This window comes from Streptomyces sp. DSM 40868 (assembly GCF_011820545.1).
GTDB classification, from domain to species: Bacteria; Actinomycetota; Actinomycetes; order Streptomycetales; family Streptomycetaceae; genus Streptomyces; species Streptomyces eurythermus.
The window spans coordinates 3,763,462-3,776,053 of record NZ_CP050504.1 but is presented as its reverse complement, the minus strand read 5'-3'; the positions used below and the strand labels follow the sequence as shown (position 1 = coordinate 3,776,053).

11 protein-coding genes and 1 pseudogene are annotated in these 12,592 nt (G+C 72.0%); 9 read left to right on the top strand and 3 right to left on the bottom strand.

Annotation, left to right across the window (positions count from 1 at the left end):
• Positions 1 to 48: 48 nt before the first annotated feature.
• Positions 49 to 945 (bottom strand): RNA polymerase sigma factor SigF, encoded by an 897-nt coding sequence (locus HB370_RS16995; protein ID WP_030788089.1) that lies wholly within the window; start codon positions 943 to 945, stop codon positions 49 to 51.
• Between the two features lie 248 nt (positions 946 to 1,193).
• Between HB370_RS16995 and HB370_RS16990 the strand changes: the two genes are divergently transcribed.
• The 3 genes and pseudogenes from HB370_RS16990 to HB370_RS16980 form a co-directional block, all read left to right on the top strand.
• The gene (locus tag HB370_RS16990; protein WP_030615625.1) at positions 1,194 to 1,571 is read left to right on the top strand and encodes an STAS domain-containing protein; all 378 of its coding nucleotides are present in this window, start codon (positions 1,194 to 1,196) and stop codon (positions 1,569 to 1,571) included.
• Positions 1,572 to 1,885: 314 nt separating this feature from the next.
• The gene (locus HB370_RS16985) at positions 1,886 to 2,446 is read left to right on the top strand and encodes an ATP-binding protein (protein WP_030788086.1); all 561 of its coding nucleotides are present in this window, start codon (positions 1,886 to 1,888) and stop codon (positions 2,444 to 2,446) included.
• Between the two features lie 316 nt (positions 2,447 to 2,762).
• A pseudogene (locus tag HB370_RS16980) lies at positions 2,763 to 3,213 on the top strand (LPXTG cell wall anchor domain-containing protein); the annotation flags it as partial.
• 514 nt (positions 3,214 to 3,727) lie between these two features.
• Here HB370_RS16980 and HB370_RS16975 read toward each other — a convergent pair.
• Positions 3,728 to 5,233, bottom strand: a complete 1,506-nt coding sequence (locus HB370_RS16975) for an oligopeptide:H+ symporter (protein WP_030788078.1) — start codon at positions 5,231 to 5,233, stop codon at positions 3,728 to 3,730.
• A gap of 528 nt (positions 5,234 to 5,761) precedes the next feature.
• On the opposite strand from HB370_RS16975, the gene HB370_RS16970 reads away from it, so the two are divergent.
• Together HB370_RS16970 and HB370_RS16965 are read left to right on the top strand one after the other, a co-directional pair.
• Complete coding sequence (locus tag HB370_RS16970) at positions 5,762 to 6,439, top strand: response regulator transcription factor (protein ID WP_030615631.1); 678 nt, start codon at positions 5,762 to 5,764, stop codon at positions 6,437 to 6,439.
• Positions 6,440 to 6,476: 37 nt separating this feature from the next.
• Positions 6,477 to 7,751, top strand: a complete 1,275-nt coding sequence (locus HB370_RS16965) for an ATP-binding protein (RefSeq protein ID WP_030788076.1) — start codon at positions 6,477 to 6,479, stop codon at positions 7,749 to 7,751.
• Between the two features lie 9 nt (positions 7,752 to 7,760).
• Here HB370_RS16965 and HB370_RS16960 read toward each other — a convergent pair whose 3' ends face one another.
• A complete protein-coding gene (locus HB370_RS16960; protein ID WP_030788073.1) occupies positions 7,761 to 8,264 on the bottom strand; it encodes a GtrA family protein in 504 nt (167 codons plus the stop codon).
• 193 nt (positions 8,265 to 8,457) lie between these two features.
• Here HB370_RS16960 and HB370_RS16955 point away from each other — a divergent pair, with 193 nt between their 5' ends.
• From HB370_RS16955 to HB370_RS16940, 4 genes are all read left to right on the top strand, one after another.
• Positions 8,458 to 9,597 (top strand): 5-(carboxyamino)imidazole ribonucleotide synthase, encoded by a 1,140-nt coding sequence (locus tag HB370_RS16955; protein ID WP_030788070.1) that lies wholly within the window; start codon positions 8,458 to 8,460, stop codon positions 9,595 to 9,597.
• Complete coding sequence (gene purE / locus HB370_RS16950; protein WP_078637677.1) at positions 9,594 to 10,115, top strand: 5-(carboxyamino)imidazole ribonucleotide mutase; 522 nt, start codon at positions 9,594 to 9,596, stop codon at positions 10,113 to 10,115. Before HB370_RS16955 ends, purE begins: the two co-directional genes overlap by 4 nt.
• Positions 10,112 to 11,314: a dipeptidase gene (locus HB370_RS16945; protein ID WP_037702548.1), complete on the top strand. Its 1,203-nt coding sequence runs from the start codon at positions 10,112 to 10,114 to the stop codon at positions 11,312 to 11,314. The genes purE and HB370_RS16945 overlap by 4 nt, the downstream gene beginning before the upstream one ends.
• Positions 11,315 to 11,442: 128 nt before the next feature.
• Positions 11,443 to 12,591, top strand: coding sequence for a dipeptidase (locus tag HB370_RS16940; protein WP_030788059.1), 1,149 nt, complete (start codon positions 11,443 to 11,445; stop codon positions 12,589 to 12,591).
• The last annotated feature ends 1 nt before the right edge of the window (position 12,592 follow it).

The window sequence follows — 12,592 nt, the reverse complement described above, 5'->3', positions numbered from 1 at the left end:
CCTCGAGGCGCCGGACCGCCCATCGGGGCACGCGAAGTGCCGCGCGGGTCACTCCTCCAGGGTCAGCCCCTTGCGCAGCCGTACCAGCGTGCGCGACAGCAGCCGGGAGACGTGCATCTGGGAGATGCCCAGTTCCTCGCCGATCTCGGACTGGGTCATGTTCGCCACGAAGCGCAGGGAGAGGATCTTCCGGTCCCGGGACGGCAGCGAGGCGATCAGGGGCTTGAGGGACTCGATGTACTCGATGCCCTCGAGCCCGTGGTCCTCGTAGCCGATGCGGTCCGCGAGCGCGCCCTCGGAGTCGTCCTCCTCGGGCTGGGCGTCCAGCGAGGAGGCGGTGTAGGCGTTCGAGGCGGCCATGCCCTCGACGACCTCCTCGCTGGAGATGCCGAGGCGTTCGGCGAGTTCCGCGACCGTGGGCGCGCGGTCCAGCTGCTGCGCCAGCTCGTCGCCCGCCTTGGCGAGGTCCAGGCGCAGCTCCTGGAGCCGGCGCGGGACCCGCACGGACCACGAGGTGTCACGGAAGAACCGCTTGATCTCGCCGATGATGGTGGGCATCGCGAAAGTGGGGAACTCGACACCGCGGGAGAGTTCGAAGCGGTCGATGGCCTTGATCAGGCCGATGGTGCCGACCTGGATGATGTCCTCCATCGGCTCGCTGCGGGAGCGGAAGCGGGAGGCGGCGAACTTGACGAGCGCGAGGTTGAGCTCGACGAGGGTGTTGCGGACGTACGCGTGCTCGTACGTCCCTTCCTCCAGCGACTCCAGCCGCTCGAAGAGGGTCTTGGACAGGGCCCGCGCGTCGACCGGGCCGATCTCGTCGTAGGGGGGGATCTCCGGGAGTCCCTCGAAGGGGTCGAGGGGGTCGATGGGATGATCCAGCTGTACCGGTGGGGGTGTCGACGTCGCGATCGGGGTAGGCGATGCGTCGAGCCGGGGTGACATGGGTGTCCTCCATCGTTCTCGGCATATGGCTGCCGAAGCCAGTACGTGCACTGCGGTGTGCGGCGCCTCCGAAGCCGGCGTGTAGGGGTGTGTGTCCTTACTAGCCCTACCCGCTGCACCGAGCGGGTCGCAAGTGCGTTCTGTTGCGGTATGTCCGATTGTGTGCGGATGTTCGGGTGTCGGAGTGCGCAGGGAAGGCGTAATGTTCGAGGGCATCAGCAGCCACGACCTCGGGAGAGAGAGACGGCATGGACCACGGGACGGTCGGCAGCGCACAGTCGGGCCGGCTTCTGGTGGAGGTGCGGGAAGAGGGCTCCAGCGCCGTTGTGACACCGGCCGGCGAACTCGACCACCACACCGCCGATCTTCTGCGTGAGCCCCTCGACGACCTGCTGGACAAGGGCTTCTCACGGCTCGTCGTGGACTGCTCCCGCCTGGAGTTCTGCGACTCCACGGGACTGAACGTCCTGCTCGGCGCCCGGCTGAAGGCGGACGCCGCCGGCGGCGGGGTCCACCTGGCAGGCATGCTGCCGGTGGTGGCCCGGGTGTTCGAGATCACCGGGGCCGAGACGGTCTTCACCGTCCACGACTCCGTGGAGGCCGCCTTGGCCGACGGTGCCGACTGAGCCGCCGTGTCCTGCCGTACGGACGGGTCCGCGCCCGGCCCCCGCGGGCGTTGCGCGGGTCATCCGAACACAGGGGTGTTCCCTGGGATCGGTCGGGCAGGAGAGGGCAGAAGAAGGCGGGGGACGGCCCGGCCGGCACGCGCACGGGACGCGCGTCCGGCGGACGGGCGGTCGGTCCCCGGGTGGTGCGACGGCCGACGCGGCCGGCGCCCGTCGTCCGGCTCCTCGGCCGGGACCACGGGCCGCGGTGCCGCTCGGACCGCTGACCGGACTTTTGTAATCGTGAACTGGTGAATCGGTGAGGTGAAGCGCTGATGAGCACCACCCGGCCTTACTCGCCGGGCGAGCGCGGCCCGGAGCCCAGCGGCGCTTCCGGGGCGTCCGAGGGAGTCGCGCCGGCCGTCGGCGCGGCCGCGGGGGCAGCCGCGCCGTCCGTGCCGACCGACGGCACTCCGCGCAGCCGCGAACGGCAGGTGCGCAGACTCCGCCTGGAAGGCGAGAGCGGGGTCGTCCCGCTCGCGCGCGACTTCACCCGTCAGGCGCTGTACGCGTGGGAGTGGCTGCCCGCCGCCACCGCCGACCGGCGAGCCGCCGCCGAGGATGTGCTGCTCGTCGTCTCCGAACTGGTCACCAACGCCTGCCTGCACGCCGAGGGCCCCGACGAACTGCGGCTCACCTGTGACAACAAGGTGATCCGGGTGGAGGTCTCGGACCGGGGCGCCGGCCAGCCCGCCCCGCGCACCCCGCACCGGGCCGGCCGGCCCGGCGGCCACGGCATGTTCATCGTGCAGCGGCTGTGTCTGGACTGGGGCGTCATCCGGATCAGCGGCACACCGGGCAAGACGGTGTGGGCGGAACTGGGCGCGCCGGCCTGACCGCGGCGCGGCCGGTGACCGCCCTGGCCCGCCGAAGGGCGGTGGCCTTCCGGCCCTTGGCGTGGCCGGTGGCCTCCCGGCCCGGCCGTGCCGACGCGTGTCCCCGACCGGCCGTGCCGGCGGGTGCCCGGGCCTCCGCACCTGCTGTACCTGCTGTTTGCTCCGGACCGCCGCGACTCCGGCGTGTGACGCGTCTTCCTTCCTCCCTCACGACCCCCGGCGTACCTTGACGGCCCCATCTGATATGCCGTCAGGAACGGATGGGGGGGGACCGACCGTGTCGTACCCGAAACGAACCGCCGCGCTCGGGCGTTTGAGCGGGGCCGGATACAAGATCACGATGTCCTGGCAGAAAGGCGTCTCCTCCAGCCCGATCGAACTGGGCAAGGGGGCGATGAACCCGAGCGCCACCATCCGGCTGGGCGGCGCCGACAGGGGCACGCTCACCGTCACCGGGCCCGCCGACACCGCCGCGATCCCCGCCGACACCCCGATCCAAATCAGCGACTTGAGCGGCACCTGCACACCCGGGAAGAGCGGCACGGTCACCTTCACGGCCGGCACGCCCACCATCAAGGCCTTCGGTACGACGACCACCCGCACGCCGGCCAACAGCCTCCCCCGGTGGTTCCGGCGGCGGGCAGCTGCCGCGGACCGGTCCCCAGGACTCCGCCGTCGCCCTCGGCACGCTCGGCGGCGCGGTGCTCCTGGCCGGCGCGGCGGGTGCCCTGTGGCTGTCCCGGCGCGGCCGCACCGCCCGCGGCTGACGGACCGCGCCCACGGCCGGACCGCTACGAGTTCGAGAAGGCCCGGCCAGGCCCCCCGTCGGCCCCGGCCGCACCGCACGCCACCACCGCCCCGGTGCCGCCGCCCGCCGCCGCGCGCCGCGCGCCCTCCCCGCCCCCTCGTACGTCCCTCCCGGCCGTCCTCGCCGTCCTCCTGGCGCTCGCCTCGCTGTCCGGCGCCCCGCGGGCCGTCGCGCGGTCCGGTGGGTGGTCGGTCGCCCCGCTGGGCGGAAGGAGGCCGTGCCGAAGGCGGCGGCGGTCCGGGTGACGGCGGACGGCGGCGGCACACCCGCCACGACGCCCACCATCACGCCCACCACGACACCGTCGGACACGGCGCCCTGCGGGCCCTGGGCCCGGTGGCGGGCACGGCGGTCCTGCTGGGCACCGCGGTGTTCACGCTGATGCCACGACGCGGGACCCGATGAACGAAAGGGCCGCCGCACCCACCTGGGTGCAGCGGCCCTCCCGGCACGGTCCCGACGGACCGGACGGACTAGTTGACGTTGCCCATCAGCTTCTTGACCTTGTTGCGGTACATCCACACCGCCACACCCGCGATCACGGCGAGCACGGCCTCCAGGGCGACGAAGCCCTTCTTGTCGAGGTTGACGCCGCCGACGGCCGGGTTGGACAGCAGGGCGGTGACGGAGTCGCCCGCGGTCACCGCGAGGAACCAGACACCCATCATCTGCGAGGCGTACTTCTGCGGCGCCATCTTCGTGGTCACCGACAGGCCCACCGGGGACAGCGTCAGCTCACCGACGGTCTGCACGAAGTAGATCGCGACCAGCCACAGCGCTGCGGCCTTGTGACCGCCCTCCGCGACCGACAGCGGGGCGAGGAAGACGAAGAAGGACACACCGACCAGCACCAGACCGGAAGAGAACTTCACGATCGTGCTCGGCTCCTTGCCGCGCCGGTTCAGCCACAGCCACAGCCAGGCGAAGACCGGCGCCAGCGCCATGATCAGGACCGGGTTCACCGACTGGTACCAGGAGACCGGGAAGTCCCAGCCGAGGACCGAGTTCTCGGCGCCGTCCTTGGCGAACAGCGACAGGGTCGAGCCGCCCTGGTCGTAGATCATCCAGAAGACGGCGGCGGCCACGAAGAACCAGATGTACGCCGACACCTTCGAGCGCTCGCCCGCGTCCAGGTCCTTGTCCCGCCGGATCCGGGCGATGACCAGGATCGGCACGATCAGGCCGATGACGGTGAGCGGGATCAGCGCCCAGTTCAGGGTGAAGTGACCGGTGCCGCCGACGACGCCGTAGAACACCGCGGCGACGGCCAGCCAGATCAGGCCCTTGCGCAGCGTGGCGGTCTTCTCCTCGGCGGTCAGCGGGGTCGGGACCTCGCTGCTCTTCGGGTTCAGGTGACGGCCGCCCAGCAGGTACTGGACCAGGCCCAGTGCCATGCCGAGCGCGGCCAGCGCGAAGCCCAGGTGCCAGTTGACGTTCTCGCCGATGGTGCCGATGACCAGCGGGGCGACGAAGGCACCGAGGTTGATGCCGATGTAGAAGAGCGTGAAGCCACCGTCGCGGCGCGGGTCCTCCGGGCCGTTGTACAGGTGGCCGACCATCGTGGAGATGTTGGCCTTCAGCAGACCCGAACCGATGGCGACGAGCACCAGACCGACGTAGAAGCTCGCGGCGAAGGGGACCGCCAGGCACAGGTGGCCCAGCATGATGACCGCGCCCGCGACGGCGACCGTCTTGCGCGGACCGAGCAGGCGGTCGGCGAACCAGCCGCCGGGCAGGGCGAGCAGGTACACGAGCGACAGGTACACCGCGTAGATCGCGCTCGCCGTGCCACCGTTGAGGTGCAGGCCACCCGGGGCCACCAGGTACAGCGGGAGCAGGGCCCTCATGCCGTAGTAGGAGAAGCGCTCCCACATCTCGGTCATGAAGAGAGTGGCCAGTCCGCGGGGGTGGCCGAAGAAGGTCTTCTCGGAACCGGGGGTGCCCGGTCGGACCGAGTCCTTCGTCAGGCTGGACGCCATGGTCGTTCCTTGCTGCTCGGGACGCGCGATTGGGGGTCCCCCCTGCTCGGCGAAGCCGAGCTTGGGGGGTGCGCGCCCGGTGGGGGTGCGGCCGGCACCGGCAGGTCGGCCGTCCACCCCCACGCCCAGGGGGATTCCGGCTCCGGGTCACGGAGGCGGCGGACGGCGACCACCGGGATCCACGCCCCACACGCGTCGCTGCGCCCGGAGCCCGGCCAGAGGTCATTCCTTTCGAGGCTGATCGGGGGACCAGCCCGTACACAAAAGAGACCTTCAGCGTCGACTGCCCGCCAAAGGTCCCCGGTGCGTACTACAGGCGTTCAGGTCACCATACGGCAGGACACTGCCGGATATGGAAGGTCTTGAGACGCGGATCACAGGTGTCGCGGGAACCGTGCAACCGGTTTCGAAGGTCTCTCCTACGATCCCATCCCCAGGTCAATGGTTCGTACCAGCAGCGTACGAAGGTAAGAGACCGGGAAGGCGATCACGGCCCGGCACCGTACACGGGCGGACTACCATCACCTCATGACCCGTGTACTGCTCGCCGAGGACGACGCGTCCATCTCGGAGCCGCTGGCCCGCGCCCTGCGCCGGGAAGGTTACGAGGTCGAGGTGCGCGAGGACGGACCCGCCGCGCTCGACGCCGGAATGCAGGGCGGCGTCGACCTGGTCGTGCTGGACCTGGGCCTGCCCGGCATGGACGGCCTGGAGGTCGCCCGCCGGCTGCGGGCCGACGGCCACACCGTGCCGATCCTCATCCTGACCGCGCGCGCCGACGAGGTGGACACCGTCGTCGGCCTCGACGCGGGCGCCGACGACTACGTCACCAAGCCCTTCCGGCTCGCCGAACTGCTCGCCCGGGTGCGGGCGCTGCTGCGGCGCGGGTCCGCCGAGCCGCAGCAGCCGCCGGCCACGCACGGGGTGCGCATCGACGTCGAGTCGCACCGCGCGTGGATGGGCGACGAGGAGCTCCAGCTCACCGCCAAGGAGTTCGACCTGCTGCGGGTGCTGGTGCGGGACGCCGGCCGCGTGGTCACCCGGGACCAGCTGATGCGCGAGGTCTGGGACACCACCTGGTGGTCGTCGACCAAGACCCTCGACATGCACATCTCCTGGCTGCGCAAGAAGCTCGGCGACGACGCGGCGAACCCCCGGTACATCGCGACGGTGCGCGGCGTGGGCTTCCGCTTCGAGAAGAGCTGAGCCGGTCCGGGCCGGCGATCACCACAGGTAACGGACCATGCGTCGACGTCTCATCCAGTCCACCCTCGCCGTCGTGCTGGTGGTGATCGCCGTCTTCGGTGTCTCGCTCGTCGCCGTCGAGACCCGGACCATCAGCAACAGCGCCCAGGAGCGGGTCGAGTCGGAGGCGGTGCGGCTGGCCAGCATCGTGGACAGCCGGCTGCTGGCCGCGGAGAACGTCAACGCGGACGTACTGCGCAATCCGGTCAGCAAGGACCAGTACGCGATCATCCGCATGCCCGGCAAGGCGCCCATAGAGATCGGCGAGAAGCCCGAGGGCGACACCATCCACTCCACGCAGCGGGGCGAGGAGGGCGAGACGGTCACCGTCGAGGAGCCCCGCTCCGCGGTGACCCGCGAGGTCGGCCGGACGCTGCTGATCATCGGGCTGGTCGCGCTGCTGGCGGTGGTCGCGGCCGTGCTGCTCGCCCTGAGGCAGGCCAATCGGCTCGCCTCCCCGCTGACCGACCTCGCCGAGACCGCCGAACGCCTCGGCTCCGGCGACCCGCGCCCGCGGCACAAGCGGTACGGGGTGCCCGAGCTGGACCGGGTCGCCGATGTGCTGGACTCCTCGGCCGAGCGGATCGCGCGCATGCTGACCGCCGAGCGGCGCCTCGCGGCCGACGCCTCGCACCAGCTCCGCACCCCGCTCACCGCCCTGTCCATGCGGCTGGAGGAGATCACCCTCACCGAGGACCTGGAGACGGTGAAGGAGGAGGCCACCATCGCGCTGACGCAGGTGGAGCGGCTGACCGATGTGGTGGAGCGGCTGCTGACCAACTCGCGCGACCCGCGCACCGGCTCCGCGGTCGCCTTCGACCTGGACGAGGTCATCCAGCAGCAGCTCGCCGAGTGGCGGCCCGCCTACCGCAGCGCCGGCCGGGCCATCGTCAGCTCCGGCAAGCAGCACCTGACGGCGGTGGGCACGCCGGGCGCGGTCGCCCAGGTGCTGGCCGCGCTGATCGAGAACTCGCTGATGCACGGCGGCGGCACGGTGGCCCTGCGCACCCGGGTCACCGGCAACCAGGCCGTGATCGAGGTGACGGACGAGGGGCCGGGGGTGCCGGCCGACCTCGGGGCGCGGATCTTCGAGCGGACGATCAGCGGGCGGAACTCCACGGGCATCGGTCTGGCCGTCGCGCGGGACCTCGCGGAGGCCGACGGCGGCCGTCTGGAGCTGCTCCAGGCGCAGCCCCCGGTCTTCGGGCTGTTCCTCTCCCGCACGCCCCCGGCGCCCAAGAGGGACGGGGAGCAGCGGGCGACGGTCCGCTGAGAAGCGGGATTACGGAACCCGCTGCCGGGGCGCGGGCCGCCGCGGTTCCTGCTTCAGAATCGATTCCGCACCCGCCACGGCCTGCCCGGCCGGCAGCGCCCGGAACACCCAGGTGCGGTAGGACCAGAACCGGAACAGCGTCGCCACACCGATGCCGACGAACTTGAAGACGTTGCTCTGCAGCGGGGTGTCCCACCCGAAGCCGTACGTCGCCAGGTACAGCAAGCCGTTCTCGATCACCAGGCCGGCCGCGCTGAACAGCAGGAACATCACCAGTTCCCGGGTGCGCCCGCCCTTGTCGCGGTCGCGGTAGGTCCAATACCGGAAGCCGACGTAGTTGAAGACGATGGCCACGACGGTCGCGATGATGCTCGCCCGTACCACCGGCAGGTCCGACATGTTCCGGACCAGGTTGAACACACCGAGGTTCACCAGGACCCCGGCCCCGCCGACGGCGCCGAATTTGGCCATCTCGCGTACGAGCCGTTGCAGCCTCGCGGAACGAGGTTCCATGGCTGGGCAGCTCCCGTCGGTAGGGTTCGACAACCCCGCCATGCTAGCCGCGCGGGCCCCGGCATGCCCATGGACCGGCCCACAGCCGGGAAACCGGCCGGAAAACAGGCCGGAAAGGGACGGGAAAGCGTCGGGTAAGAGTTCCGGGAGGGAGGCGCTCCGGCCGCCCCCGTGTGGCCGATACGCTAGGGGTGTGACGTTCCCGGTAGTCGGCATGGTCGGCGGGGGGCAGCTCGCGCGTATGACGCACGAGGCGGGCATCCCGTTGGGCATCAGGTTCAAGCTTCTCAGTGACACCCCTCAGGATTCCGCGGCGCAGGTCGTGAGCGATGTCGTCATCGGCGACTACCGCGACCTGGACACGCTGCGCGAGTTCGCGCGCGGATGCGACGTGATCACCTTCGATCACGAACACGTCCCCACCGAGCATCTACGGGCCCTGGAGGCGGACGGCATTCCCGTGCGCCCGGGGCCCGACGCTCTGGTGCACGCCCAGGACAAGGGCGTGATGCGCGCGAAACTCGACGCGATCGGCATCCCGTGCCCCCGGCACCGGATCGTGGCCGACCCCGAGGACGTGGTGCGGTTCGCGGCCGAGGGCGAGGGCTTCCCCGTCGTCCTGAAGACGGTCCGCGGCGGCTACGACGGCAAGGGCGTGTGGGTCGTGGAGAACGCCGAGGAGGCGGCCGAGCCGTTCCGCGCCGGCGTCCCCGTCCTCGCCGAGGAGAAGGTCGACTACGTCCGCGAGCTGGCGGCCAACGTCGTCCGCTCCCCGCACGGGCAGGCCGTCGCCTACCCGGTGGTGGAGTCCCGCCAGGTGAACGGCGTCTGCGACACCGTGATCGCGCCCGCCCCGGACCTGCCCGAGGACCTCGCCCTGCACGCCGAGCGGCTGGCCCTGACCATCGCCAAGGAACTCGGCGTCGTCGGACACCTCGCCGTCGAGCTGTTCCAGACCCGCGACGGCCGCGTCCTGGTCAACGAACTGGCGATGCGCCCGCACAACTCCGGCCACTGGTCCATGGACGGCGCGGTCACCTCCCAGTTCGCCAACCACGTCCGCGCGGTGCTGGACCTGCCGCTGGGCGACCCGCGCCCGCGCGCCAAGTGGACGGTCATGGTCAACGTCCTGGGCGGCGACTTCCCGGACATGTACTCCGCGTACTTGCACTGCATGGCCCGGGACCCCAAGCTCAAGATCCACATGTACGGCAAGGACGTGAAGCCCGGCCGCAAGGTCGGACACGTCAACACCTACGGCGACGACCTGGACGACGTGCTGGAGCGCGCCCGTCACGCAGCCGGCTACCTGAGAGGCACGATCACCGAATGAGCCCAGTTGTAGGCATCGTCATGGGGTCGGACTCGGACTGGCCCGTCATGGAGGGCGCCGCCAAGGCCCTGGACGAGTTCGAGATCGCCTACGAGGTCGACGTCGTCTCCGCGCACCGCATGCCCCGCGAGATGATCACCTACGGCGAGCAGGCCGCCGACCGCGGACTGAAGGCGATCATCGCGGGCGCGGGCGGCGCCGCCCACCTGCCCGGCATGCTCGCCTCGGTCACCCCGCTGCCGGTCATCGGCGTGCCCGTGCCGCTGAAGTACCTGGACGGCATGGACTCGCTGCTGTCCATCGTGCAGATGCCGGCCGGCGTCCCGGTCGCCACGGTCTCCGTCGCCGGCGCCCGCAACGCCGGTCTGCTCGCGGCCCGGATGCTCGCCGCGCACGACGAGGAACTGCTGCACCGGATGCGCGACTTCCAGCAGGACCTGAACGACCAGGCCACCGAGAAGGGCAAGCGGCTGCGCGCCAAGGTCGAGGGCGCGAGCGGCTTCGGCTTCGGGAAGTGACCGGCATGGGCGCGCTGGAGGAGGTCCGGGAACTGCTGCGCGAGTTCCCGGTCGTCGACGGTCACAACGACCTGCCGTGGGCGCTGCGCGAGCAGGTCCGCTACGACCTCGACGCCCTGGACATCGCCGGGGACCGCCGCGACCGGCTGCACACCGACCTGCCGCGGCTGCGCGCGGGCGGGGTCGGTGCCCAGTACTGGTCGGTGTACGTGCCGGCCGAGCAGCCGGACCCGGTCGCGGCCACCCTGGAGCAGATCGACTGCGTCCGCCGGATGCTCGAGCGCTACCCGGCGGACCTGGCGCCCGCGCGGACCGCCGCCGACCTGGAGACGGCCCGCGCCGAGGGCCGTATCGCCTCCCTCATGGGCGCCGAGGGCGGCCACTCCATCGCCAACTCCCTGGGCACCCTGCGCGCCCTGCACGCGCTCGGCGTGCGCTACATGACGCTCACCCACAACTCCAACGTGGACTGGGCGGACTCCGCGACCGACGAGCCCCGGGCCGGGGGCCTGACCGCCTTCGGCCGCGAGGTGGTCCGGGAGATGAACCGGCTCGGCATGCTGGTCGACCTCTCCCACGTGGCCGCCACCACCATGCGGGACGCGCTGGACGCCTCCGCCGCACCGGTGATCTTCTCGCACTCCTCCGCCCGCGCGGTCTGCGACCACCCGCGCAACATCCCCGACGACGTCCTGGAGCGGCTGCCCGCCAACGGCGGGGTGGCGATGGTGACGTTCGTGCCCAAGTTCGTGCTCCAGGCCGCCGTCGACTGGACGGCCGCCGCCGACGAGAACCTGCGCGCCCACGGACTGCACCACCTGGACACCAGCCCCGAGGCGATGCGGCTGCACCGCGCCTTCGAGGAGCGCCACCCGCGCCCGGTGGCCACGGTGTCCGTGGTGGCCGACCACCTGGACCACATGCGCGAGGTGGCCGGCATCGACCACCTGGGCATCGGCGGCGACTACGACGGCACCGCGTTCACCCCGGACGGCCTGGACGACGTCTCCGGCTACCCGAACCTCCTCGCCGAGCTGCTGGACCGCGGCTGGTCCCGCACCGACCTGGCCAAGCTCACCTGGCGGAACGCGGTACGGGTGCTGGGCGCGGCGGAGGACGTGGCCCGCGGTCTCCAGGCCACCCGCGGCCCCTCCCTCGCCACCATCGGGGAACTGGACGGCACACCCGGCGAGAGCTGACCGGATTACCCCCGAACGCCCCGCTCACCAGGAGGTCCGGCCCGCTCCGTGCGACCGTGTCGGTACGCCGGCCACAGCCCGTCGCAGCTCACGACCGGCGTTGCCGCCGACGACGTACGGAGCCCGCCATGGCCGACCTCCAGGACGACATCCCCCGCACGACCGAGGTCGGCGAGGACGACGGCCTGCCGGACGACCCCTTCCGCCTTCCGCCGGGGGACCTGCCCGCCGGGGACGTGCCGGAAGGGGAGGTGTCGGCCGGGGACCTGCTGGAGCGGGCCCGTGCCCTGCTCGCCGGGCACCCGGTCGCCGACGGCTACAGCGGCCTGCCCTGGGCCCTGCGCCACCTGCCCGGCTACGACCTCCAGCTGGGCGAGGCCGCCGTCGACACGGACCTGCCCCGGATGCGCGCCGGGCACGTCGGCGCGCTGTTCTGGTCGCTGCACCTGCCCGAGGGACCGGTCGGCGAACGGCCGGTCGCGGCGACCCTGGAACAGCTGGACCTGGTGCGCTCGGTCGTCGAGACCCATCCGGAGGGGCTGCGCCTGGTGCGCACCGCCGGGCAGGTCATCGACGCCCGCAACCGGGGCCGGGTCGCCGTGCTGCTCGGCCCCGCGCACGGCGCCGCGCTGGACGGCTCGCTCGCCGTGCTGCGCGTCCTGCACGCCCTCGGCCTGCGCGTCCTCACCCTCGCCGGCACCGCCTGGGCCGGTGAATCCGGGCTCACCCGGTTCGGGGAGGAGGTGGTGCGCGAGATGAACCGGCTCGGGGTGCTCGCCGACGTCACCGGCGCCGGCCCGGCCACCGTCCAGCGCACCCTCGCCCTGTCCAAGACCCCGGTGCTGTGCACCCGCTCGGCCGCCCGCGCCCTGCGCCCGCACCCCGCCAATCTGTCCGACGACCTGCTGGCCGCCCTGGGCGGGGCCAAGGGCCTGTGCATGGTGCCGCTGACCGCCGAGCAGACCGGCCCGGCCGTCCCGGACGTCGCCGACCACCTCGACCACGTCCGGGACGTGGCCGGCCCCGAGTGCGTCGGCCTGTCCGGCACCTACGACTCCGGGGCGGTCCACCCCCGGGAACTCGCCGACGCCTCCCGCTATCCGCACCTGATCGCCGAGCTGCTCCGGCGCGGCTGGTCCGAGACCGAACTGTCCCTGCTGACCTGGGGAAACGTCCAGCGGGTGCTGCGCAGCGCGGACTTCACGGCCCGCGCCGCCCAGCACCGCCGGGAGGCGCCGACGCTACGGATCGGCGACCTGGACCCGGACGCCCCTTGAG